Here is a 23,521-nt window from a genome sequence, read left to right as displayed (position 1 = left end):
TCTTTTTCTATGTTTAAGGAGGCGAAAATGAAATATAAAGAACAGGAGTTTACGTTGGAGTTAAAAGAGAACATTCAATGTATGGAGAAGGAAATAGAGCGAATATCACTTAAATTGTATAAAGAGTATTCGCATTTATACATAGAAAAAAACATGGAATTAGATATGGGATTTGCAAGAGAAAAAGAGAATCCCTTTGAGGTGGGTTATTATTCAACAGTTGCTATAGCTATATTAGATGAAGAAAAAGAGATGATTAAATTTCACAATATTCCGATTTATGAATGTTAAAGAATCTTTTTAGGAATGCCAATTCAATCAAACATTTTGGGTAGTAAGAAAGTAGGAGAACTCGCTGATGAATCTTGTTATGAGATTGAGGAAGAGTTAAAAGAGCAATTAGAAGAATACTTGGAGTGATAATTCTCAAGATAAGATCTATAAAGAGGGAACGGAATAAAAAAGACGCTAACAATTGTATGTTAGCGTCTTTTTTTCATTATGAAGCAATTTCACCAGTTTTTGTATCATCTTGATTGTACGTATCTTGATCTAATTCACCAAGCCATTTACTTGAAATAAGACCTGCTGTCATAGAACCACTTACGTTAAGAGCTGTACGACCCATATCGATTAATGGCTCAACCGAGATAACTAGAGCAACAATACCGATTGGTAAGTTCATTGTAGATAGTACGATTAAAGCTGCGAATGTTGCACCGCCACCAACTCCGGCAACACCGAATGAGCTAATAGCAACAACAGCGATTAAAGTTAAAATAAATTGTGGTTGTAATGGATCAATTCCTACAGTTGGAGCGACCATCATTGCAAGCATTGCTGGATAAATACCTGCGCAACCGTTTTGTCCGATAGATACCCCAAATGAAGCTGCGAAGTTTGCAATTCCTTCGGAGATACCAAGCTTTTCTTTTTGAGCTTCAATATTTAATGGCATCGCACCAGCACTAGAGCGAGATGTGAATGCAAAAGTTAGTACAGGGAACACTTTTTTCAAATATTGAATTGGATTTAAACCAGACAATGCAATTAATAATAAGTGAATGATAAACATTACGATAAGTGCTACATAAGAGGCTAACACGAAGTTACCAAGCTTTAAAATAGCATTTATATCGCTACCAGCAACTGTTTTTGCCATAAGAGCTAATACGCCGTATGGAGTAAGGCGTAAAATTAATGTTACCATACGCATTACGATTGCATATACAGCATCAAGCATTTTCTTAAATAGCTCTGCTTGTTCTGGATATTTTCGTTTTACACCTATAAAGGCAATGCCGATAAAGGCTGCAAATATTACGACAGAAATTGTTGATGTTGGACGAGCGCCTGTTAAATCAAGAAACGGATTTGTAGGCAATAGCTCTAATAATTTATCTGGAATTGTTGTCTTTTCAATAGAAGTAAATCTTTCTTCAACTAGTTTCAGACGAGCAGATTCTGCATCACCTTGTTGCAAGCCTGTTGCAGATACATCAAATCCTGCACTTGCAGCGATACCGACAGCTGCAGCGATTCCTGTAGTAAGAATTAAAATTCCGATAATAAGACCACTAATTTTACCAAGGTTTTTCGTTAACTGTAATTTTGTAAATGCTGAAATAATAGATACTAAAATAAGTGGCATAACGATCATTTGAAGTAATTTCACATAACCGTTACCAATTAAGCCAAACCAAGTATTTGATTCAATAATTACTTTAGAAGTTGGCTCATAAATGAATTGTAATATAAGACCGAATAAAATTCCGACTCCTAAAGCGGTAAATACACGTTTATTAAAAGATACATGCTTACGTTGCATATAATATAATACGCCAACTAAGATGAGCATGACTGCAACGTTAATTCCGACAAGCAGTGTATTCATGTTGATTCCCCCTAATTCCAATCTGTTATATAGAATATAAGGTAATAAAACCTATAAGTCAACTAGGAAATTCCGGGATTAAAAAAAAGATGGCAAAATGCCATCTTTTAATGTCCAGCCCCAGGGACAAGTAAAAATGTCGTGTAGTATGTAAATCCTATGAAGAAAACAGTTAAATATGCCCCAAATACGTATATATACATACGCTCTGTTAATTTTAAATAGCTTAAAAGTACGAAGAAACCTGTTTGTCCTAAAAATAGTAGTGCAGCCTGTTGCATATCTCCTACGTAAAACATAACCGAGAAAATTCCAGTCCAAAAGCCGAGAACGCGAAACATGCGATCCATGCTATTTCCCTCCTTTTCTAGAAAAAGTAAAACCTCTTTTCATTATAGTTTATTTTTCTTACTATTGTAAATATTCGTTCGTATAAAAAGAAGCCAATTATTATTGGCTTCTTTTTATATGATAAATTAAATTGTTAGTTTATAATTACAAGATTTACATCCATCTAATAGACTATCATGTCGAGTTAATTCCATGTTAGGGAATAGGATTTCAAAAATGCCTTTCATCATATCTCCGTGCATGTTACAAATTTCAGTTGGATGATGAACAGCAACTTCTTTAAATGGACAATTGTGTACATCATAGAAAATTTTTGTTCCATCTGCACTTAATTCAAATGCAGGTGATAAGCCGGCTGTTGAGAAAGCTTCTTTTGCAATTTGAACTTTTTGCTCTACTGTTAAAGCATCTTCACTCACATTTAAACGTTGCATATGTTGTTGCATTAATTCGGCCCCGAATTGTTTTCCTGTTTCGTATAGCGCTTTTTCACCAGCAGCGCCAAGGCTAAGTAAAGAATTAAATGCTATTCTTGCTAACAATTGATAATCACGGAATGGAAATTGCAATTGAATAACATCTTCAGATAAGACATATAATCTGCTTGGTCTTCCGCCTTTTCCAGTTTTCTTCGTTTCCGATTTAAGCATATGAACATCTTCTAATTTAGATAAATGTAAACGCGCTACGTTTGGATGAATATCGAATTCATCTGCAATTTCTTGTACAGTTACGTAACTATGTTTTTGCGAAATATATTTATAAATGTAATAACGAGTTGGGTCAGCTAAAACACCTGTAATTTTTAAAGCTTGTTCCATGAGGATCTCCACCTTTATCACTTTATCCAAGATAATAACATTATAATACAGATAAACATGAGTATAGGTAATTTCAGACAATAATTCAGAAATTGTTCATAATTTCACAAACATATTTTTCCTTTTTGTTCTAGTGAAAATACAAAATTCCAAATTTTTATTGTGCATGTTTTCATGCTATATACATAGTGAGGAGGGAAAAGTGATGAATGGGATTGAAATTTTTGCGAATACAATTTTAAAAGAAGCGTGTAGGGTACAAGCGTCAGATTTACATATTGTGCCCCGGCAGAAGGATGTAGCGGTGCAACTACGTGTAGGAAAAGATTTAATGACGAGACATTGTATTGAAAAGGAGTTTGGAGAAAAACTTGTCTCACATTTTAAATTTTTAGCATCTATGGACATAGGAGAGAAACGGAAGCCACAGAATGGTTCGTTGTATTTGCAAATTGATGGACAAGAAGTGTATTTACGCCTTTCAACACTTCCAACAGTATATCAAGAAAGTCTCGTTATTCGCCTTCATTTACAAGCATCTGTGCAGCCCTTATCACATCTTTCGTTATTTCCAAGTACGGCAGCAAAACTACTCTCGTTTTTACGCTATTCACAGGGGCTACTCGTGTTTACTGGACCGACTGGTTCTGGGAAGACAACGACAATGTATGCATTATTAGAGGTAATTAGAAAAAAGAAAACACGTCGCATCATTACACTTGAAGATCCAGTTGAAAAAAGAAGTGACGATGTATTACAAATTCAAATAAATGAAAAAGCGGGTCTCACATATGAAACAGGGTTAAAGGCTATTTTACGTCATGATCCAGATATTATTTTAGTCGGTGAAATCCGTGATGAAGAAACAGCAAAAATAGCTATAAGAGCAAGTTTGACAGGACATTTAGTCATGACAACGCTGCATACGAATGATGCGAAAGGAGCAATCATTCGTTTCATGGATTATGGTATAACGAGGCAAGAGATTGAACAGTCTTTATTGGCTGTAGCTGCACAGCGACTTGTCGAATTGAAGTGTCCGTTTTGCAGAGGAAAGTGCTCAACTTTATGTAAATCAATGAGGCAAGTAAGGCAAGCAAGCATTTATGAGCTGCTATATGGATATGAGTTAAAACAAGCGCTTAAAGAAGCAGATGGAGAATGTGTTACTTACAAACATGAGACTTTAGAATCGTCAATAAGAAAAGGATATGCTTTAGGTTTTTTAGAAGATGATGTTTATGTTTAAGAAAACTTGGAGTTTAAGTGATCAAGTAGTATTGTTGAAACGTTTAGGAGAATTACTAGAAAAAGGCTACTCTCTTTTACAAGCATTAGAATTTTTACAGTTTCAATTACCTGTAGAAAAGAAAGTACAATTGCAGCACATGATTGAGGGGTTAAAAGATGGGAAAAGTCTACACGATTCTTTTCATCAGTTAAAGTTTCATCAGGACATGTTAAGTTATTTATTTTATGCCGAGCAACATGGTGATATTTCTTTTGCTTTGCAACAAGGAAGTGCACTTCTTTATAAGAAAGATAAGTATAGGAGAGATATGATGAAAATCATGCAGTATCCTATGTTTTTAATGTTTTTTCTACTAATCATGCTTTTTATTTTCAACCTCATTTTATTACCTCAGGTTGAAATGGTTTATAGTTCGTTCGGTTCTAATACACCACTACTTACAGAACAAATTTTAAGTGCAATAAAACTGCTACCTTACATTATTTTAACCGCTATTTTAACTGTTATTATTGGATGTAGTTTGTATATGTTGTATTTTAGGAAACTTCCACATATTAGCCAGGTAAAAATCATGCTTCGTATGCCCCTCATCAAAACATTTCTTATTTTAAAGCATTCACATTATTTTGCTACTCAGTTGAGTGGTTTATTAAATGGTGGACTATCAGTATGCGAAGCTTTAACAATAATGATGGAGCAAAGATATCATCCGTTCTTTCAATATGAAGCGAGCCGGATTGAAAGACAATTAATTGGAGGAGAACAGTTACAATCTATCATTGCTAAAAGTGGGTATTACGAGAAAGAACTTTCTTATGTTATTACGCATGGACAAGCAAACGGCAATTTAGCGATTGAATTAGGTGACTATAGCGATCTTATTATGGAAAAGATGGAACGGAAAATTAAACATATGTTAGTTATCATTCAGCCTATTTTATTTACATGTATTGGAGGAATCGTTGTCCTTATGTATTTAGCGATGATTATGCCAATGTTTCAAATGATGAATTCTATTTAGGGGGCATTTGTATGCAGAATGAGGAAGGATTTACTCTGTTAGAGATGCTATTAGTAATGGTTGTCATAACTATATTATTACTATTAATTATTCCGAATGTAGTTACACAGCGTTCATCGGTCCAAGGAAAAGGGTGTGCAGCTTACGTGAAATCTATAGAAGCGCAAATACAAGTATATCAATTACAACATAATAAAATTCCATCGTTAAAAGAACTGACAGATGAAAAGTATATTACAACTGATAAGTGCCCGAATGGCGAATCTATTCATATTTCAGATGATGGCTCAGTATCAATTAGGGCATTGTGAAACAACAGGGGTTTACTTTTTTAGAAATGTTACTCGTTTTATTTGCTATTTCTGTATTAAGTGTAGTTACGTATTTTAGTGTTCATTCCTTATACGAGCGACAAAAAGTTGAACAATTTTTGAGACAGTTTTCAAATGATATTTTGTATATGCAGCAATTAGCGATAAATCGTCAAAAGCACTATACATTACGTTGGCATAAAGATAGAAATATGTATGCTATAAAAGAGTCAGGTACAAAGTATTATATCGTCAAGCGGGAGTATGAAGAAGATATACAAATTGATTTGCATACGTTTCCAAATCCGATGACATATAATCCAAGTGGAAATATTAATAGAGGTGGTACGATTATAATTTCATATCGAAATTATAAATATGAAATTGTATTTCAGCTTGGAAGAGGGAGATTTACGTATCGTGAAATGTCAAAAAGGATCCATAATGGCTGAAATGATTGTATCGTTAAGTATTTTAATGATGGCTGTATCGTTACTACTACCGCAAACAGTATTAGTTATGCAAGAAAGAAAAAATATACAAATTCGTTATAAGGCATCTGGATTATTAAAAAAGGAAGCAATTATATATATGTATGGAAATGAAGAAAAGCGAATAATAGAAAAGAATATAAATGGAATTGTGTATTACACATATTGGGGAGGCAATGAAGTTTGTACCATGTGGAGAGATGTGAAAGACAGAGTGATGGAACAATGCTTTTATGTAGGAGAAAAAATAAATTAGAATTTGGTTTTTCATTAATAGAAATGATTGTATGTCTGTTTCTATTATCAATATTTTTTTTGCTCTTTCCCCGCCTACATTTCATTGAAATGGAAAATAAACAGTCGAAAGGGTTAAATGATTGGGAGTGGGATGTGTATTTAGGGCAAATGCAATTGGAGTTTCGTGAAGTATCATCTGGAGAACAGCTAGCATTTGAAAATGGAGAAAGTATTTTACGATTTCGATCGCGTAATGGGAGTGAAGTATCGTATGAAAAAGAGAATAGTCGTCTTATAAGAAAGGTAAATAGGCGCGGGAGGGAAGTTGTTTTACAAAATATTGGAACGGTTTCTTACAAACTAACACCTCATGTACTCATTATAAATGTGAAAGATACTAGCGGAAAAATATATGAAGGTGTAGTTATGCGATATAGTGAAATGGAAATGAATGTATGAGAGGGCAAAATGGGTTTACAATGCCTGGAACACTCATCTTTCTTATTTTATTAACTTCTTTTTTTATATACGAAACAAATATGTTGTTTACAGATAAAAATTTTTATATAGAAATAGAACAAAAGTTTTTACTGGATGAACTACTTAACCGATCTATTACAGATATAAAAAAAGACTTACAGCAAAAAGAAAAAGAAGGTGCATTTTTCTTTCAGTATGAAAAGGGAGAAGTGAGTGGAAATTATATCTTTGAAAATGATTTAATTCTCGTTGCGTTGCAGTGTACACTCAAACAGGAAGCTTTCTATACGGTGAGCTTTCGGTATAGAAAAAAGGATGGAAAAATAGTCGATTGGATAGAAGAATAGTATGTAAAAAATACGAAGAAAAACCAGGGATTTCTATTGTAAATTGAATTGATTTTTTAGAAGAAATGGATAAATATAATGATTAAAAGTTTAAATTTTCTCAAAAAAGAGAAAGGTAGAAAGAATGTGATATATTCATGCTATCCAATCATTATTTTTAGGGAGAATAGGGAAATGACAAACAACAATCAAATAGGTGAAAATAAGGAACAAACTATTTTTGATCATAAAGGAAATACGATTATGACAGAAGATAGAGAAATACACATTATTTCAAAATTCGAAGAACCCCTTATTGTCGTATTAGCAAATGTACTAAGTGATGAAGAGTGTGATGAATTGATTGAAATGTCTAAAAATAAAATGAAGCGTTCTAAAGTTGGTTCATCACGTGATGTAAATGATATTCGAACAAGTAGCGGTGCATTTTTGGAAGACAATGAACTTACTTCAAAGATTGAAAAACGAATTTCATCTATCATGAATGTTCCTGCGTCGCATGGTGAAGGATTGCACATTTTAAATTATGAAGTGGATCAACAATATAAAGCACACTATGATTATTTTGCGGAACATAGTAGATCAGCTGCTAACAATCGTATTAGTACGCTTGTAATGTACTTAAATGATGTAGAAGAAGGCGGGGAAACGTACTTCCCGAAATTAAATCTTTCTGTACACCCTAGAAAGGGAATGGCAGTATACTTTGAGTATTTTTATCAAGATCAATCACTAAATGAGCTTACGTTACACGGAGGGGCACCTGTAACGAAAGGCGAGAAATGGATTGCAACGCAGTGGGTGAGAAGAGGTACTTATAAGTAAAAGCGAGTGTTACGTTTTGTTCTTCATAGTATAAGAACAAAACGTTTTTTTATTAAACAAAGTAGCATCTTTCGTTATAATAACAATTAATAAATGACGATTGAGAGGACAGAAAATGAAATCTATATACATAACCGGCTATATGGGAGCAGGGAAAACAACAATTGGAAAAGCATTAAGTCAAGAACTTCAAATGGATGTTGTAGATACTGATCAAAAAATCGAAGAGAAGCAAGAGAAGGCAATTCGTGATATTTTTGCCGAAGAAGGCGAAACGGCTTTTCGGGAATATGAAAGCGAAATGTTACGTTCGCTACCAGTCCATAATGTCATTATTACAACTGGTGGGGGAATTATTGAACGAGCGGAAAATCGCAAGTGGATGAAAGAGAACGGAACTGTCGTGTATTTATATTGTGATCCGCATGTAATTGCAGAGAGGCTTCGTGAAGATAAGACACGTCCACTATTTCAAAAGAAAGATATAGATGCATTTGTAACGAAATTTGAATTACGCCGAGCTTATTATGAAGAGGCTCATATTCATATCGATACGACAAATAAGTCTGTAAAGCAAATTATGAATGAATTAAAGGGAAAGATTAATGTATAAAAAAGTGGACATACTAATCAAGTAGAGGTGATGATAATATGTCTACTAATGATTATGTTCGCTTTGTGACGCAGCAGTTTGTGTCGTATATGGATGCTCCAAAAGAAGATCGAAAACAAAAGAAAGAACAACGCCGTGCTGAAAAAGAGCCATTTATGAATAAGTGGTTTGGTGTTATGCCGCTGAGTGCTGCTTTGTTTTATCGAAATGTAAAAAGTAAAAGAAAAAAATCAAGTTAAATTTTAGTCATATGTCTAGCAAAATAAAGATCCCCTAGTGTCGTAATACACTAGGGGATCTTTATTTACTGCACGGATTCTTGTTCTTCCGTAACGGCATGTATTTTATTGTTCACCCATACGAACCCTATTCCGATACAAATAGAAATGCCCCAGCCGACAGCGGTCATAATCGCTCTCATTTCACCGTAGCCATCTACACCAAAAACAGAGATGAAATAAATTTTTAAAAAGCTTTTTAATATAAATTGCAGCCCGAAAAATAACGTTAAATATTGCAGTGCTGGATATATACGACTATCACGATAAAGCTCACGACTTTTATCGCGGTCATGTCCTTGCAGCGCTGCAATATCCGCAGCGAAATATAACATGAGTGGTTTTTTTATGAAAATTGTACAGATGACGATAATACCGAGTACGATGTGATAATATGCATCATTCCACAACATTCGTTCAGCTGACCCAGATAATAAATCTACCGTTGTATTAGAAATGAGTGTAATTAAAATAAAGAACCCTGTCACGTTAAACTGTTTTTCTTTTTTAAAGGTATACAGTGTATAAATAATCCCCGGAACAGAGGAAAGTAACATCGCGTAATAAGGATCGATATAAGGTTTTGCAAATTTCCAAATGAGGAATGGGATTACGAGATAAAAGACAAGATCTAATATAGCTTTTTTATTTTGATTCATACAAAGCCTCCTTAAGTCATACATATATTTTATAATATAATTTCTGAAAATTGTATAAGGTTTAATGGGAAAAGAAAAAATATATCAATTTTCGAGGGGTTAGTAGATTGAAAAAAATTGCCCCTAGCGTAGTAAGTTTTTTTAGTATATAATAAAGGAAACGCTTTCATTTTTAATTTGTTCACAAAATGGACGGAAAATCACATATTTACTATCGATATGTTGCTTTATAATGAAACTAATTAAATATACATGCATACAATATTGTGAAATAAATAACATAAATAATCTATATAAATGTAAACGTTATCAAAAGAGAGAGGTGGAGACAATGAGTAAATTTTTCTTCAATCATAATCCAGCAACAGTAGAGGATGGAAGGCTTGTTAAATATGCTGAAATTATTTATGGAGAAGGTGGCCGTTCTGTATTAGAAAATTTAATGGTGAAGGCATCTATCAGATTGCGTGATCGTTATCCGAATAAATCTGACGAGCAGATCTCGAACCTAGTAAATAAAGGCATCCATGATATGTTTCAAAAATATGTGAGCGAGTAAGAGTAGCCAATGGCTGCTCTTATTTTTTGTATAAGGATTGTAACTCTAGCTGAAAATAAACATGTATTTTGAAAAACGTAAAAAGGAGTGGGAAAGATGAGCAATGGAATTGGACGTTCGAAAGAAAATCTTCCAACTGATGCAAATCATGTGAGTGCAAAGGATCGTGCACACCAGAAACGTATGGCACAGAAAAAACAGCAAGAGCGTAGTGGCGATAGCGAGTAGGGTAGAAAATAGCTCAAAAGAGGCTCCTTCTAAAGCAGAAGGAGCTTCTTCAAGATAGAAAATGATTCGCGGTAACATAAAAAAGGCCACCGTTAATAATTTGCACTGTAATATGTGGTTCATACTGTTCTTGCAGAGCTTGTTTTTCAATTTCATAGCTCTCAGGAAGTTCGTCACTTTCTTCATAAAAACGGTTTAAAAGGTCTAAATCATGATTCCAACGCACTCTTGCTTCTTTTGCCCACGTATGGTCATCTTCTGCAATTATATTTTTTAAAGCGTCTTCTATGCGTTGTAAACCACTTTGAGGTTTAATGATGGGCGAGAGCGTAAAACAAAAATCAGGTATTTTTGGTGTAAGTTTAATGTTTGTTAATGTTTCATGAAAGTTTGCCATCATTGTTCCAGAAATGAGATGAATGCCAATCGAGTGAAGGATGTCTTTTTTTCGATCACATTGATAGGAAACTTTTATATTAATACCGAGCCAAGGGTGGAGCGGTGTATGTGTGGCCCCATTATGTCTTACATCCTCATATAAACGTATGTAAGAGCCTAATTCTTTTGTCGTTTGGAAAATTTGATGTAGACGTGGTGAACCGTAGTGAATAAGCTCACCATCATTTTCTTCATTTTCTGGATTTGTAATAAGAGTAAGGCGCATCGGATTCGGTACGCCTCCTGTTTTCTCAAGATAGTGCCAATAAAAAGGGCGATTCATTAATAATTTATCCATCTCAATTGTTAACTGTACATCTAATAAATGAGGAGAACGTTCTAAAATTTCACAGTTATTCGCTTCAAAGAAATTGTATAAGTAATTATGAATTTCATGTTGCTGCATAGCCTTGCACCTCAGCTTCATTTCGTTTCGCAAAGTCGATAATAGATGTTAAGTTTTCCATCTTAATTCTAATCTCACCTTCGCTTTTTGATTGCGCGAAAATTTCTTGAATGTGCGCGTCGATGTTTTTCATATTAATTCTCGTTAAAATTTCATCGAGTTCACCGATAACACGCTCGAATAAGTTGATTTTTTCATATAACAGTTTCAGAATATGTTCTTCAACAGTATGCTTTGTAGCTAAGTTATAAATATGAACATCATTCTTTTGACCGAGACGGTGAATACGTCCGATTCTTTGCTCAAGACGCATTGGATTCCATGGCAAATCATAATTGATCATATGGCTACAAAACTGTAAGTTAATGCCTTCTCCGCCAGCTTCCGTTGCAATTAACACTTGGGCACGATTTTGGAAAAGTTCCTTCATCCAATCTTTCTTCCCGCGTTTAAATCCGCCGCGGAATGGGACAGAAGAAATACCGTGTTGTTGTAAAAACCATTGTAAGTACATCTGTGATGCTCGGTATTCCGTGAAAATGACGACTTTATCGTCAATTTCTTTTATAAGCTCTAGAGCTTTAGTTGCTTTCGAGTTGAAAGGAATATGATTAATTTTGTCCATTAGCACATCGATATGTGGATCTTTTATATAATGTTCATTTTCTTTCTGTCTTTTTTCTACATGCTTTTTCAATGAATAGTAAACAGCCTCACGACTACTGCACGCTTCCCGTTTTAAAGTTAACGATGAGAAAGCAGATGTGAAGGCGTCTTGTCCTCGCCAATTTTCGATATCATTATATAGAGCTTGTTCTTGTTCATTAAACTCAACAAAAATTGTACGTACATGTCTCTTCGGCCAATCGATACCGGTATTATGTCGTCTATTTCGCACCATTACTTTGTTAATGAGAGCTTTTAAGTCTTCATCTGATTCGGCTGAACGATTTTTGGAAGCGTAATATTCTTCAAAGTTGGATTGATTGCCTAGATGTCCTGGCTTTAATAAAGAAACAAGGTTAAAAATTTCATCAATCTTATTTTGAACAGGAGTAGCGGTTAGTAATAAACAAAACTTCTTTTTTAATCGTTGTGCAAATTCATAGTTTTTTGTTTTATTATTTTTCAGTTTATGTGCTTCATCGATAATAATAAGGTCATATTCTAAGTTCAACACGATATCGCGATGTGGTGAACGTTTCGCAGTATCAATTGATGATACGATTACGTCAGCTTGTTCCCACGAGTAGCTTTTCTTTTGTGCTACAGCGGGAATGAAAAACTTTGTATTCAGCTCGTATGCCCATTGTGATACGAGAGAAGCTGGGACAAGTATAAGTACCTTTTTCACAAGCCCGCGGACCATGTATTCTTTCAAAATAAGTCCAGCTTCGATTGTTTTTCCAAGACCTACTTCATCTGCTAGAATCGCTTTACCATTCATTTGTTCAATTACATTTTGAGCGACTTCTAATTGATGCGGAAGCGGTGTGAAATGGGATAAATGTTTCGGTGCTTGTAGTCCATCAAAAGTAGGAACAAGTAACGATTTTTCTGTTTCATAAGCTAAGTGATATAAATCCCAGTTTGTCCAAGGACCATCTTCATCAATTCTATTTAAAAAATTGTTTTGCCACGTCCGATCTACGGAAATATCGACATTCATTACGACTCTCCCACCTTTTATAAACTAAAGTAATTATTTTTTAATGTATGATGATTTGCCTTAAAAGAAGGCATAATTATCGTTATTAAAGGCTATATGATAGACAATAATAAAGTATTAAATCTCAAAAGCTGTATTTATTGTGTTTTAACATAAAAAATTCTAAATTATTTTTTATGCTAGAATATTGATGAAATATAGCGAATGATGTTAGGATAATGGTGTGAAATGTGTGGAATCTTTCGTATTTTATCCAAGAAAGTGATTTTTTATTTACGCTTTCATAAAAAAATATAATGAGATTCCGTATATCCTATCTTTTCAGAATGAAAATGTTTAGAAAAGGGAAGCAACTTTTATTGATTTGTCAAAGCATAAGGGGGAGAGAGCATGATTACATTACAACGTACACCGTTATTTGATGTATACGCGAAGTATGGTGGGAAAACAATCGACTTCGGTGGTTGGGAATTACCAGTTCAATTTTCAAGCATTAAAGAAGAACACGAAGCTGTACGTACAGCTGCAGGTTTGTTCGATGTGTCTCATATGGGAGAAGTTGAAGTAAAAGGTGTAGATAGTTTAGCATTTTTACAACGTGTTGTTACAAATGACGTATCTACCTTAAAGGTAGGGGGCGCACAATATACAGCTATGTGCTACGAAAATGGTGGTACAGTAGATGATTTATTAATCTACAAACGTGGTGAAGAAGACTATTTATTAGTAATCAATGCATCAAATATCGAGAAAGATTACGAATGGTTAGCAAGTCATGTAATTGGCGATGCGACAGTAGTCAATGTTTCTAGTGAAGTTGCACAGCTTGCAATTCAAGGACCAAAAGCAGAAGGCATTTTACAAAAAGTTGTGTCAGAAGATTTGAAAGAAATTAAGTTCTTTAAATTTAAAAACGATATTCTTGTAGATGGAATTCCAGCACTTGTATCTCGTACAGGTTATACAGGTGAAGATGGATTCGAAATTTACTGTAAGAGTGAAGATGCTGCAAAACTTTGGGAGAAACTTCTTGAAGTTGGAGCAGAAGAGGGCTTAAAAGCATGTGGTTTAGGTGCTCGTGATACACTTCGATTCGAAGCAACATTACCACTTTATGGACAAGAATTATCAAAAGATATTACACCGATTGAGGCTGGAATTGGCTTTGCGGTAAAAACAAATAAAGAAGCAGACTTCTTTGGAAAAGCAACGTTAAAAGAGCAAAAAGAAAACGGTGCGCCTCGTAAATTAGTCGGCATCGAAGTAATCGAACGTGGAATTCCTCGTACGCATTACCCTGTATTTATTGGTGAAGAAAAAATTGGGGAAGTAACGAGTGGTACACAATCTCCAACGTTAAAGAAAAGCATTGGTTTAGCACTAATTGATGTAAAATACGCAGCAGTTGATACAGAAGTAGAAATTGAAATTCGTAATAAACGCGTCAAAGCAGTAGTTGTTCCAACACCATTTTACAAACGTTCAAAGTAACGGGGAGAGGGGTAGATTTCATGTTGCATCGTTATCTTCCAATGACAGAAGAAGACAAAAAAGAAATGTTACAAACGATCGGCGTTCAAACGATCGATGAATTATTCTCTGATATTCCAGAGAGTGTTCGTTTTAAAGGGGATTTAAAAATTAAAGAAGCAAAATCAGAGCCAGAGCTTTTAAAAGAGCTATCTCAAATGGCTAGTAAAAATGCTAACTTAAAAGAATACGCTTCTTTCTTAGGAGCAGGCGTATACGATCATTATGCTCCAGTAATTGTAGATCATGTTATTTCTCGCTCAGAATTTTATACAGCTTACACACCATACCAACCGGAAATTTCACAAGGGGAATTACAAGCAATCTTTGAATTCCAAACAATGATTTGTGAATTAACAGGAATGGATGTAGCAAACTCTTCTATGTATGACGGGGGTACAGCTTTAGCTGAAGCGGCAATGTTAGCAGCTGGCCATACTCGCAAAAAGAAAATTCTTGTATCTAGCGCGGTTCATCCAGAATCAAGAGCAGTACTTGAAACGTATGCAAAAGGTCAAAATCTTGAAGTTGTTGAAATTAATCATAAAGATGGTGTAACAGATTTAGACGTATTACAAAGTGAAGTAGATGATACAGTTGCTTGTGTAATCGTTCAATATCCAAACTTCTTCGGACAAGTTGAAAAATTAGCTGATATTGAAAAAATCGTTCATCAACAAAAATCATTATTTATCGTTTCTTCAAATCCATTATCATTAGGCGCATTAACACCACCAGGGAAATTTGGTGCTGATATTGTAATCGGTGATGCACAACCATTCGGTATTCCAACGCAGTTTGGTGGACCGCACTGTGGTTACTTTGCAACAACGAAAGCATTTATGCGTAAAATTCCAGGACGTCTTGTTGGACAAACTGTAGATTCAGATGGTAAACGTGGATTTGTATTAACGTTACAAGCACGTGAACAGCATATTCGCCGTGATAAAGCGACGTCTAATATTTGTTCAAACCAAGCGTTAAATGCATTAGCAGCTTCTGTTGCAATGACGGCACTTGGCAAACAAGGTGTGAAAGAAATGGCACGTCAAAACATTTCTAAAGCACAGTATGCAAAACGTCAATTTGAGGCGAAAGGCTTCACAGTAACATTTGCTGGACCATTCTTCAATGAGTTTGTTGTAGATTGCAAACGTCCAGTGAAAGAAGTAAACGATGCATTATTACAAAAGAATATTATCGGTGGTTACGATCTAGGCCGTGATTATAAAGAGCATGAAAACCATATGCTTGTAGCAGTAACTGAGCTTCGTACAAAAGAGGAAATTGACACACTTGTAAACGAAATGGGGGCTATCCAATGAAGAACCAAGACCAAGCACTTATCTTTGAAGTGAGTAAAGAAGGACGCATAGGATATAGCTTACCCAAATTAGATGTAGAAGAAGTGAAACTAGAAGATGTGTTTGAGAGCGATTATATTCGAGTAGAAGATGCAGAGCTACCAGAAGTATCTGAACTTGATATTATGCGCCACTATACAGCACTTTCAAACCGTAACCACGGTGTTGATTCTGGATTCTATCCACTTGGATCTTGTACGATGAAATATAATCCGAAAATTAATGAGAGTGTAGCTCGTTTCGCAGGATTTGCAAATATTCATCCACTGCAAGATGAAAAGACAGTACAAGGTGCAATGGAATTAATGTATGACTTACAAGAGCATTTAATTGAAATTACAGGTATGGATACTGTTACTTTACAACCAGCAGCTGGTGCACACGGAGAATGGACAGGTTTAATGTTAATTCGTGCATACCATGAAGCGAATGGTGACTTTAACCGTACGAAAGTAATTGTACCTGACTCTGCTCACGGAACGAACCCGGCATCTGCAACTGTAGCTGGTTTTGAAACAATTACAGTAAAATCAAATGAAAATGGCCTTGTTGACTTAGAAGACTTAAAACGTGTTGTAAACGAAGAAACAGCAGCACTTATGTTAACAAATCCTAATACATTAGGTCTATTCGAAGAAAATATTTTAGAAATGGCAGAAATCGTCCATAATGCAGGCGGTAAGTTATACTATGATGGTGCAAACTTAAATGCGGTATTAAGCCAAGCACGCCCAGGAGATATGGGATTTGACGTTGTGCATTTAAACCTTCATAAAACATTTACAGGTCCTCACGGCGGTGGTGGCCCAGGTTCTGGTCCAGTAGGTGTGAAAGCTGATTTAATTCCGTACTTACCAAAACCGATTTTAGAAAAAACGGAAAATGGTTATCACTTCAACTACGACCGTCCAGAAGCAATTGGTCGTGTGAAGCCATTCTATGGTAACTTCGGAATTAACGTTCGTGCATACACGTATATTCGCTCTATGGGTCCAGATGGCTTGCGTGCAGTAACTGAGTATGCTGTATTAAATGCGAACTATATGATGAGAAGATTAGCGCCATTCTACGATCTTCCATTCGATAGACATTGTAAGCATGAATTTGTATTATCAGGTCGTCGTCAAAAGAAACTTGGCGTACGTACATTAGATATTGCAAAACGTCTGCTTGATTTCGGTTACCATCCACCAACAATTTACTTCCCATTAAATGTGGAAGAATGTATTATGATTGAGCCGACAGAAACAGAATCAAAAGAAACATTAGATGGTTTCATTGATAAGATGATTCAAATCGCTAAAGAAGTAGAAGAAAATCCAGAAGTTGTACAAGAAGCACCGCATACGACAGTCATTAAACGTTTAGACGAAACGATGGCTGCACGTAAACCAGTTTTACGTTATGCAAAGCCAGCTCCTGTACAAGTTTGATTAGAATAACAAAAGGAGAACTCGCTGCGGCGGGTTCTTTTTTTGTATGGAGAATTTGTCCCGCATTAACGGACAGTAAACTCCCAACTCAAAACTTAGCTGGTGCAAAGAAGCCAGGTGGGAGATAAACTGTCCGTAAATGCCCGATTGGTTCAACTAATAATCAGTGGGGATGAACAAAAATCCCCACTGATTAAAGTTTCACTTTATGCAGAAATAGTGAAGAAAATGTTAAAAAAATATGTTTTTTGTTTCCTAATGGTGTAAAGGTGTAGTTTTATAGGTAGTTTTGTTGAAAAAGTCGGTTTGATAAAAGTATTTATTTTTGTTAGAATTTTATTGAAATTAAGAAGATGTGATGAGGCAAAAATTACTCATTTTTATGTATATGTGAAAAAACGAGCAAGACGGGGGTGAAAGTGTGGGATATCGATGTTATAGAATGGTATACCATTTAGAAAATGGAGAAACAATTAAAGATGTAAAAGAATTTTGCTATCGAGACCAAGGGAAAGTGTTAGAAAGAGTAGCAAATCGTGTAATGGATAATAGAGAAGTGACGGCGATTGATAAACAAGGAACAATCATTTCAATAGCATGTGAGGACATTGTAAAGGTGGAACTTGATTACATAACAGAAAGTTAACCTTGAGTCATATCGAATTATTCGATAAAATAAACTGTTGAATGGTGAAGTGAGAAGAGAGGAGTTTATCATGGGTAGTACAAGACACTTTTATATGTTTATCTTAGCGTTTGTTCTTGTTGTGGCATTAACGATTTACTTAATCGTTGACAGCAGCTGGTACAACACGGTTCATCCGGCATTCCTTCTGTTTATGTATATAGGAATTGCAGTAGTAAGTTTCGGAATGAGAGACGAGATGTTAGATCGCTTTGAAAAGTGATACATATACGAAAGACCAACAGGAAAATGTTGGTCTTTTTTTCTTGCCAAAAATAGGATGATGTGTATATACTGTATATATAAGGTATATACAGTATATACACACACTGGAGGAAAACATGAATATTATTATTTCGAATTCTTCCCAAGACCCTATTTATGTGCAAATAAGAAAACAATTAAGCCAGCTTATTTTAAATGGTGGTTTAAAGGGTGGAGACCAATTACCGTCTATTCGTAGCTTAGCGAAGGAATTGCAAATTAGTGTAATTACAACGAAGCGTGCGTACGAGGAGCTTGAAAAAGAAGGATATATAGAAACTGTTGCTGGGAAGGGGACTTATGTTTCACGTAAAAATAATGAACTATTAAAAGAACAGCGGCTACGTCTATTGGAAAGTAAGGCTGAAGAAATCGTAAAAGAAAGTAAAGTGTTGCAGCTTTCACTTGAAGAATTGCAGCAGATGATTGCGTTTTTATATAAGGGGAATGAGAGAGATGTTAGAGTTAAAAAACGTTTGTAAAAGTTATGAAGATTTTGCAGTGAAAAATATAAGTTTTGCATTACCACGAGGATATATTATGGGGTTTGTCGGACCAAATGGTGCTGGGAAAAGTACAACGATCAAAATGATTATGAATTTAATTAGAAAAGATAGCGGCGATATAAAAATTTTTGGCAAAGACAATAAGAAAGCTGAAAAGGACATAAAACAAAATATTGGTTTTGTATATGATGAAAATCATTATTACGAAGATTTAACGTGTGAACAAATGAAACGTATTATTGCACCGTTATATAAAAAGTGGGACGAAAATCAATACCAATCGTATATGCACAGATTGCAAGTTCCAAAGTATAAAAAAATTAAAGAGCTATCTAAAGGAATGAAAATGAAGTTTGCGATTGCCATCGCACTTTCACATCATGCAGAGTTTATCATTATGGATGAGCCGACAGCAGGATTAGATCCAGTTGTCCGAAGTGAATTACTTGATATGTTGCAAGAAATTGTAATGGAAGATGAAGTATCTGTATTATTCTCAACCCACATTACAACGGATTTAGAACGTATTGCAGATTATATTACGTTTATCAACGATGGAGAAATTATATTTACTGGTGAAAAAGATGAATTAATGGAGAACTACGTAATCGTTAAGGGAAGCAATGATTTATTAGATCGAGAAGGAAAAGAACTATTTGTTGGATTACGAAAAAATAAATTCGGTTTCGAAGGTTTAGCGAAGGATAAACAAGGAATTATCGATTGGTTTGGAAATGAGGTTGTACTAGAAAAGCCTACATTAGATGACATTATCGTTTACACTGCGAAAGGGAGAGGTGCTTATGCGTCAGCTCGTATATAAAGATTTGTTCTTTTTTCGGGTAATTTGGTTAGTGAATCTTGTTATGCCCCTTTTGTTCTTTATGTTAGATGCAAGTGGTGAATTGTTATTTCCAATGAGTTGTCTATTTATAACCTTTTCATCGGTTATGACGTTAACCGTTATGGATGAAAGAAATAAAAGTGACATTGTTATAAATAGTTTACCGGTAAGTCGAAAGGATATCATAATTGCTAGATATATTTCCTGTGCAATATTCATTGTTGGTGCCATTCTCTCTACGATGTTAGTTGTTTTTCTTATAAGGGGTATTGTGGTTATTAGTGATATCGGTGTATATCATCCTAATCTATACATTGAAATTCCATGGTATGAAGTCATAAATGGAGCTGTTTATGCCACATTTTTTGTTGTCACGTTTTTCCCTAGTTATTATGGTACAAAATCGAAGGTAGTAAGAAGTATAGGATCAGCAGCATCAATAGGAGTGGGTGTAATTCTTTGGATATTTATTAGTGATGGGCTGAATGAAACAACATCTTCATTCAGTGAGTGGATTATGAATCCAGTACATATTGGTGTATTTATAGTTGGAGGAATGATATTAGCTAGTGTCTATATCGTTTCTATGTTTCTTACAATTAAAATTTATGAAACGCGTGATTTATAGAGAGGAGAATTTATATGCAACAATTGATTTTGAAGGAGTTTTTCTTACAGAAGAAGATGTCTCCTTTCTATTTTTTAATACCTATTTTATCTATTTTTAAGCATTCCGTCGAACCAATGGGGATTGCAATAGGATTATTTATAACATGTAGTACGATTATATATATTTCTTTTTATTATGAAGAGAAAAGTAAAGCGGAAAAAGTATTAGTGAGCTTGCCTATAACGAGAACAGAGATAGTTATAGCTAAATATATTGCAAGTTCATTATTTATTATGGCTGGTTTGAGTGTAACTTTTATAGTCTTAATATTAGGAAATATTTTATTGGGCAGGGATATAGTCATGCCTGGATATGCAGTATTTTCAGCAATAGTAGCAACTTTAATCTATTGTGTTGTAACGATACCCGCTAATTACATTGGAGGATATAAAGCGACTTCTGTTTTGAATGTTATTATGATTTTGCCTTTAACAGGTATGATTGGCCTTATGTGTAATATTTTTGGTGATAAAACAATTATGCTAAAAGTACTCCACTCTCAAGAGGCTACACTAGCAATGAGTGTTCTTGGTATCGGAGTATTAGTAAGTATATTCATATCAATGTTCCTCTCAATGAAAATGTTTCAGGAGGCAGAGTTATAGAAGTGACATTTTCATATTAGGAGGTGTAATACATGATCAAGCAACTAATTTTAAAAGATTTCATCATTCAATGGAAATTTTTAATTTGGTACATACTGTATCCTGTTTTCTTTTATATGGCCTTAACGGATACGGAAAATCTGTTCATAATTATGTCAGTAATTATTACAATTGGGGCAACAGTAAAAACATTTGAAGCAGATAGTAAAAATGAAAGTGAAGTCATAGTAAATAGTTTCCCAATATTGAGAAAACAAATTGTGTATGCAAAATATATAGTAGCAATTATTATTCTTTTTATAAGTGTAACGGTTGGTTGTTTCACGATGGGAATGAAGAGTGGGGTTAACTTATTTGAATTTATTGAAACGAAAATGGTTGCTAGTAGTAGTTTTATTTTAGTGTATTTAAGTTTGGTTTTACCGCTATCCTTTTGGCTAGGGTATAAGAAAACTATTTTTATTGCGATTTTTATACTAATAGCACCTATGGCTGTTTCTTCTATTTTCTTTGGAATCAACCTAGAACAAATTCAGCTATATAACAGCTTGTTATTCATTGGTTCAATATGCATGTTCATAGCATCTATCTTCGTTTCAGTAAAAATATATGAAAAAAGAGAATTTTAAAAGGTGCCTTAAAAAAGGCACCTTCTTCAATAACGACAATACGAGAGCAGTAGTTTATAAAAAGAAACGCTATTTGGTACATCTTTCGGAGTATGTAATATAAAGCTGAAAACGATGATGAGAATAAGAAATAGGAAAAATAAAAATAGAATTTGCTTATGTATAGAATTTTGCATATTATCCACTCCTTTTTTAGGTAGTATGTCCAAAAGAAAGGAGTGTATGAAAAATTTTAGGAGGGGAGAATGATGAACAAAAGAAAATGGTTATATAGAATAGGGGTACTTTTTATTTCAATCGGTCTCATATTAGCAAATTTTTATTTAGACATACCGTCACCGTTTCCTAATTTGCATAAAGGAATTGGTATAAGTATTGTCATAGTTGGTCTTCTTTGTCTTATTGCATCTAACTTTTATAGAAAATCTGAATGAATACGAAAAAGGACAGTTACTCTTTTTCAGAAGTACTGTCCTTTTTAAATAACTTATTCCATAGCTTGGCGATACTCCATATAATGATGATTGCAATGGAGGCGATAATGGACCAAGCAATAGATATAATTTCAAGTGTCATGTTAGGAAGGAAGGTAAGAATGGATACTACTTTATGAAACAACCATTCTATTATATGAAAACTTATTTGTAATAGAATGACGATACCAAGTGTGATCCATGCTAATATTTTCTTTCCTTTTTCTTTCCACATGACATTCACCTCACGTTAGCTTAATAGTTTTAAGCCAACAGCGCCGCATAGAATGCAGCTTAAGAAAGCAAGACGACGCCAATCCGCTGATTCTCGGAAAATGAGAATGCCTAGAAGTGCACTTCCAGCAGTTCCGATTCCAGTCCAAATCGCGTAAGCAGTCCCCATCGGTAACGTGTTCATTGCAAGAGATAAGAAGAAGAAGCTTACGCCGAAGTTAGCGATTAAAATAACTTTTGGTGCCCAGCCTTTCTTTTCAGTGGCTACTTTCATAAAGAGTACACCAATAATTTCACAAATACCAGCTAGAATTAAAAATAACCAAGCCATTTTATGCGGCCTCCTTCGCGTCTTTTTCTTCTGTTACTCGTTTTAAACCAATTACTCCGAAGAAGATTAAACCGATTAATAAAACTTTTACGATAGAGAAAGGTTCTCCGAAGATGAAAATCTCTGTAAGAACGATTCCACCAGCTCCAATTCCTGTGAAGACTGCGTATACAGTGCCGACAGGTAAATCTTTATAAGCTCTAAATAATAAGACGAAACTAATTGTAATTAATAGAGCGACACCAGCCCATTCAAGTGGTGCCTCCGCTTTTTTTAGTCCAATCACCCAAAAGATTTCAATAATACCAGCGATGATTACATAAATCCATGCCATATGTCATTTCTCCTTCCTACCAGTCGTTAGGTAAAGGGCTTAAAAACGACGCATTGCAAAGGAGCAATCCGTCAGTTTGAAAGTCCGCGCCAAAATACTTTCCAAGAAGCGTCTAAACGTGTCTCAAAACGATTTAAACCTGCGTATAGTAGTTCAACCATAAGACCGTCGAGTAAGCATAGAAAAGCCTCTAAGGCGTCTTTTACTTCAATGTTATGCAGCTCATCTTGTTCGCTTGCTCTTTTAAATACAGGGAATAAAAGTTTTCCGACGTTTTCAATGTGTACATTTGCTTTATTAATAATTTGTTCGCGAAATGCATCAGGCGGAAAATAAGAAGTTCGTAACCAAAACATTGATTCTTCACTTTCACCAAAGCGTTTTGCATAGCCTTTTAATAATTTTAAAAGCAATTCTTCAGTAGACGAATTGGAAAAGCTTTCAATATCGCCTGTGAAGCTCTGCAAATCTTTTTGAAGAGCAGATTCTAAGCATATGAAATATAGCTCTTCTTTTCCTTTAAAGTGTGCGTAAATCGATGGTTTTTTAATCCCAACTTCTTGAGCAATATTTGCCAATGAAGTTCCTTCATAGCCGTAGCGTGCGAAATGAGAAAGTGCTACAGCTTTAATGCGGTTTGCTGTCATTTTTCATCCCCTACCTACCGTTCGTTAGGTTCATTATATGAGATAAAAAATATAATGTCAATAGGTGAAGAGCTGAAAAAGAGCGTTATAAG

34 protein-coding genes and 1 pseudogene are annotated in these 23,521 nt (G+C 34.7%); 24 read left to right on the top strand and 11 right to left on the bottom strand.

Features of this window, described 5'->3' with window-relative positions; all coding sequences use genetic code 11:
* Window positions 1-27 precede the first annotated feature (27 nt).
* Window positions 28-420 (top strand): annotated as a pseudogene (locus tag AC3EMB_RS20835) (hypothetical protein).
* Between the two features lie 79 nt (window positions 421-499).
* On the opposite strand, the gene AC3EMB_RS20830 reads toward AC3EMB_RS20835, so the two are convergent.
* From AC3EMB_RS20830 to AC3EMB_RS20820, 3 genes are all read right to left on the bottom strand, one after another.
* Window positions 500-1,894, bottom strand: a complete 1,395-nt coding sequence (locus AC3EMB_RS20830) for an L-cystine transporter (protein WP_001094344.1) — start codon at window positions 1,892-1,894, stop codon at window positions 500-502.
* Between the two features lie 107 nt (window positions 1,895-2,001).
* Window positions 2,002-2,244: a DUF2626 domain-containing protein gene (locus AC3EMB_RS20825; protein WP_000375619.1), complete on the bottom strand. Its 243-nt coding sequence runs from the start codon at window positions 2,242-2,244 to the stop codon at window positions 2,002-2,004.
* Window positions 2,245-2,370: 126 nt separating this feature from the next.
* Window positions 2,371-3,066 (bottom strand): helix-turn-helix transcriptional regulator, encoded by a 696-nt coding sequence (locus AC3EMB_RS20820; RefSeq protein ID WP_000434107.1) that lies wholly within the window; start codon window positions 3,064-3,066, stop codon window positions 2,371-2,373.
* A 205-nt stretch (window positions 3,067-3,271) separates the two neighbouring features.
* On the opposite strand from AC3EMB_RS20820, the gene comGA reads away from it, so the two are divergent.
* From comGA to AC3EMB_RS20770, 10 genes are all read left to right on the top strand, one after another.
* Window positions 3,272-4,315: a competence type IV pilus ATPase ComGA gene (comGA, locus tag AC3EMB_RS20815; RefSeq protein WP_001013187.1), complete on the top strand. Its 1,044-nt coding sequence runs from the start codon at window positions 3,272-3,274 to the stop codon at window positions 4,313-4,315.
* Window positions 4,308-5,339, top strand: coding sequence for a competence type IV pilus assembly protein ComGB (comGB, locus tag AC3EMB_RS20810; protein WP_083530659.1), 1,032 nt, complete (start codon window positions 4,308-4,310; stop codon window positions 5,337-5,339). The genes comGA and comGB overlap by 8 nt, the downstream gene beginning before the upstream one ends.
* 11 nt (window positions 5,340-5,350) lie before the next feature.
* Complete coding sequence (gene comGC / locus AC3EMB_RS20805) at window positions 5,351-5,650, top strand: competence type IV pilus major pilin ComGC (protein WP_053563652.1); 300 nt, start codon at window positions 5,351-5,353, stop codon at window positions 5,648-5,650.
* Complete coding sequence (gene comGD, locus AC3EMB_RS20800) at window positions 5,647-6,102, top strand: competence type IV pilus minor pilin ComGD (RefSeq protein ID WP_002094140.1); 456 nt, start codon at window positions 5,647-5,649, stop codon at window positions 6,100-6,102. The genes comGC and comGD overlap by 4 nt, the downstream gene beginning before the upstream one ends.
* On the top strand, window positions 6,095-6,397 hold the full coding sequence (locus AC3EMB_RS20795) for a hypothetical protein (RefSeq protein WP_000829462.1): 303 nt from the start codon (window positions 6,095-6,097) through the stop codon (window positions 6,395-6,397). The genes comGD and AC3EMB_RS20795 overlap by 8 nt, the downstream gene beginning before the upstream one ends.
* Window positions 6,367-6,837, top strand: coding sequence for a competence type IV pilus minor pilin ComGF (gene comGF / locus AC3EMB_RS20790; protein ID WP_000923102.1), 471 nt, complete (start codon window positions 6,367-6,369; stop codon window positions 6,835-6,837). The genes AC3EMB_RS20795 and comGF overlap by 31 nt, the downstream gene beginning before the upstream one ends.
* Window positions 6,834-7,205, top strand: a complete 372-nt coding sequence (comGG, locus tag AC3EMB_RS20785; RefSeq protein ID WP_069356197.1) for a competence type IV pilus minor pilin ComGG — start codon at window positions 6,834-6,836, stop codon at window positions 7,203-7,205. Before comGF ends, comGG begins: the two co-directional genes overlap by 4 nt.
* 174 nt (window positions 7,206-7,379) lie before the next feature.
* Window positions 7,380-8,030 (top strand): 2OG-Fe(II) oxygenase, encoded by a 651-nt coding sequence (locus tag AC3EMB_RS20780; RefSeq protein WP_000183863.1) that lies wholly within the window; start codon window positions 7,380-7,382, stop codon window positions 8,028-8,030.
* A gap of 115 nt (window positions 8,031-8,145) precedes the next feature.
* Window positions 8,146-8,643 (top strand): shikimate kinase, encoded by a 498-nt coding sequence (locus tag AC3EMB_RS20775; RefSeq protein ID WP_488517253.1) that lies wholly within the window; start codon window positions 8,146-8,148, stop codon window positions 8,641-8,643.
* Between the two features lie 38 nt (window positions 8,644-8,681).
* Window positions 8,682-8,882 (top strand): YqzE family protein, encoded by a 201-nt coding sequence (locus AC3EMB_RS20770; RefSeq protein WP_000106083.1) that lies wholly within the window; start codon window positions 8,682-8,684, stop codon window positions 8,880-8,882.
* A 65-nt stretch (window positions 8,883-8,947) separates the two neighbouring features.
* On the opposite strand, the gene AC3EMB_RS20765 is transcribed toward AC3EMB_RS20770, so the two are convergent.
* Together AC3EMB_RS20765 and AC3EMB_RS20760 are read right to left on the bottom strand one after the other, a co-directional pair.
* The gene (locus tag AC3EMB_RS20765) at window positions 8,948-9,580 is read right to left on the bottom strand and encodes a VC0807 family protein (protein ID WP_001073111.1); all 633 of its coding nucleotides are present in this window, start codon (window positions 9,578-9,580) and stop codon (window positions 8,948-8,950) included.
* Between the two features lie 141 nt (window positions 9,581-9,721).
* Window positions 9,722-9,838: a hypothetical protein gene (locus tag AC3EMB_RS20760; RefSeq protein WP_001987222.1), complete on the bottom strand. Its 117-nt coding sequence runs from the start codon at window positions 9,836-9,838 to the stop codon at window positions 9,722-9,724.
* Between the two features lie 73 nt (window positions 9,839-9,911).
* Between AC3EMB_RS20760 and AC3EMB_RS20755 the strand changes: the two genes are divergently transcribed.
* Both AC3EMB_RS20755 and AC3EMB_RS20750 read left to right on the top strand, forming a co-directional pair.
* Window positions 9,912-10,139: a hypothetical protein gene (locus AC3EMB_RS20755; RefSeq protein ID WP_000032702.1), complete on the top strand. Its 228-nt coding sequence runs from the start codon at window positions 9,912-9,914 to the stop codon at window positions 10,137-10,139.
* A 96-nt stretch (window positions 10,140-10,235) separates the two neighbouring features.
* The gene (locus tag AC3EMB_RS20750; protein WP_050844516.1) at window positions 10,236-10,367 is read left to right on the top strand and encodes a hypothetical protein; all 132 of its coding nucleotides are present in this window, start codon (window positions 10,236-10,238) and stop codon (window positions 10,365-10,367) included.
* A 49-nt stretch (window positions 10,368-10,416) separates the two neighbouring features.
* Here the strand turns inward: AC3EMB_RS20750 and AC3EMB_RS20745 are convergent, their stop codons facing one another.
* Window positions 10,417-11,211 (bottom strand): YqhG family protein, encoded by a 795-nt coding sequence (locus AC3EMB_RS20745; protein WP_044784477.1) that lies wholly within the window; start codon window positions 11,209-11,211, stop codon window positions 10,417-10,419.
* Window positions 11,198-12,880, bottom strand: a complete 1,683-nt coding sequence (locus AC3EMB_RS20740) for a DEAD/DEAH box helicase (protein WP_001100040.1) — start codon at window positions 12,878-12,880, stop codon at window positions 11,198-11,200. The genes AC3EMB_RS20745 and AC3EMB_RS20740 overlap by 14 nt, the downstream gene beginning before the upstream one ends.
* Before the next feature lie 390 nt (window positions 12,881-13,270).
* On the opposite strand from AC3EMB_RS20740, the gene gcvT reads away from it, so the two are divergent.
* The 11 genes from gcvT to AC3EMB_RS20685 all read left to right on the top strand — a co-directional run bounded on the left by gcvT (window position 13,271) and on the right by AC3EMB_RS20685 (window position 21,844).
* Window positions 13,271-14,371: a glycine cleavage system aminomethyltransferase GcvT gene (gcvT, locus tag AC3EMB_RS20735; protein WP_000631769.1), complete on the top strand. Its 1,101-nt coding sequence runs from the start codon at window positions 13,271-13,273 to the stop codon at window positions 14,369-14,371.
* Between the two features lie 20 nt (window positions 14,372-14,391).
* Window positions 14,392-15,735 carry an aminomethyl-transferring glycine dehydrogenase subunit 1 gene (gene gcvPA, locus AC3EMB_RS20730; RefSeq protein WP_000903240.1) on the top strand — a complete coding sequence of 448 codons (1,344 nt, stop codon included), beginning with the start codon at window positions 14,392-14,394 and terminating at the stop codon, window positions 15,733-15,735.
* Window positions 15,732-17,207 (top strand): aminomethyl-transferring glycine dehydrogenase subunit 2, encoded by a 1,476-nt coding sequence (gene gcvPB, locus AC3EMB_RS20725; protein WP_000795702.1) that lies wholly within the window; start codon window positions 15,732-15,734, stop codon window positions 17,205-17,207. Before gcvPA ends, gcvPB begins: the two co-directional genes overlap by 4 nt.
* A gap of 442 nt (window positions 17,208-17,649) precedes the next feature.
* Window positions 17,650-17,853 carry a DUF3929 family protein gene (locus AC3EMB_RS20720; RefSeq protein WP_000262496.1) on the top strand — a complete coding sequence of 68 codons (204 nt, stop codon included), beginning with the start codon at window positions 17,650-17,652 and terminating at the stop codon, window positions 17,851-17,853.
* 70 nt (window positions 17,854-17,923) lie between these two features.
* Window positions 17,924-18,115 carry a hypothetical protein gene (locus AC3EMB_RS20715; protein WP_000535933.1) on the top strand — a complete coding sequence of 64 codons (192 nt, stop codon included), beginning with the start codon at window positions 17,924-17,926 and terminating at the stop codon, window positions 18,113-18,115.
* A 118-nt stretch (window positions 18,116-18,233) separates the two neighbouring features.
* Window positions 18,234-18,638, top strand: coding sequence for a GntR family transcriptional regulator (locus AC3EMB_RS20710; RefSeq protein WP_366985810.1), 405 nt, complete (start codon window positions 18,234-18,236; stop codon window positions 18,636-18,638).
* The gene (locus AC3EMB_RS20705) at window positions 18,613-19,485 is read left to right on the top strand and encodes an ABC transporter ATP-binding protein (protein WP_095690219.1); all 873 of its coding nucleotides are present in this window, start codon (window positions 18,613-18,615) and stop codon (window positions 19,483-19,485) included. Before AC3EMB_RS20710 ends, AC3EMB_RS20705 begins: the two co-directional genes overlap by 26 nt.
* The gene (locus AC3EMB_RS20700) at window positions 19,466-20,134 is read left to right on the top strand and encodes an ABC-2 transporter permease (RefSeq protein WP_001249554.1); all 669 of its coding nucleotides are present in this window, start codon (window positions 19,466-19,468) and stop codon (window positions 20,132-20,134) included. Before AC3EMB_RS20705 ends, AC3EMB_RS20700 begins: the two co-directional genes overlap by 20 nt.
* A 14-nt stretch (window positions 20,135-20,148) precedes the next feature.
* Window positions 20,149-20,781, top strand: coding sequence for an ABC-2 transporter permease (locus AC3EMB_RS20695; protein ID WP_326340812.1), 633 nt, complete (start codon window positions 20,149-20,151; stop codon window positions 20,779-20,781).
* A gap of 32 nt (window positions 20,782-20,813) precedes the next feature.
* Window positions 20,814-21,410, top strand: a complete 597-nt coding sequence (locus AC3EMB_RS20690) for an ABC-2 transporter permease (protein ID WP_142947059.1) — start codon at window positions 20,814-20,816, stop codon at window positions 21,408-21,410.
* 245 nt (window positions 21,411-21,655) lie between these two features.
* Window positions 21,656-21,844, top strand: coding sequence for a hypothetical protein (locus AC3EMB_RS20685; protein ID WP_095690222.1), 189 nt, complete (start codon window positions 21,656-21,658; stop codon window positions 21,842-21,844).
* 16 nt (window positions 21,845-21,860) lie between these two features.
* Here AC3EMB_RS20685 and AC3EMB_RS20680 read toward each other — a convergent pair whose 3' ends face one another.
* The 4 genes from AC3EMB_RS20680 to AC3EMB_RS20665 all read right to left on the bottom strand — a co-directional run bounded on the left by AC3EMB_RS20680 (window position 21,861) and on the right by AC3EMB_RS20665 (window position 23,429).
* Complete coding sequence (locus tag AC3EMB_RS20680) at window positions 21,861-22,118, bottom strand: DUF3975 family protein (RefSeq protein ID WP_488517252.1); 258 nt, start codon at window positions 22,116-22,118, stop codon at window positions 21,861-21,863.
* A gap of 15 nt (window positions 22,119-22,133) precedes the next feature.
* Complete coding sequence (locus AC3EMB_RS20675) at window positions 22,134-22,448, bottom strand: DMT family transporter (RefSeq protein ID WP_046956356.1); 315 nt, start codon at window positions 22,446-22,448, stop codon at window positions 22,134-22,136.
* Window position 22,449: 1 nt separating this feature from the next.
* On the bottom strand, window positions 22,450-22,782 hold the full coding sequence (locus tag AC3EMB_RS20670; protein WP_071713565.1) for a DMT family transporter: 333 nt from the start codon (window positions 22,780-22,782) through the stop codon (window positions 22,450-22,452).
* A gap of 71 nt (window positions 22,783-22,853) precedes the next feature.
* Entirely contained in the window at window positions 22,854-23,429 is a 576-nt protein-coding gene (locus AC3EMB_RS20665) for a TetR/AcrR family transcriptional regulator (RefSeq protein ID WP_000126386.1), read from the bottom strand.
* Between the last annotated feature and the right edge of the window lie 92 nt (window positions 23,430-23,521).

The sequence above is a fragment of the Bacillus sp. LQ16 genome, assembly GCF_057784645.1.
This window is presented reverse-complemented; position numbering and strand designations above follow the sequence as displayed.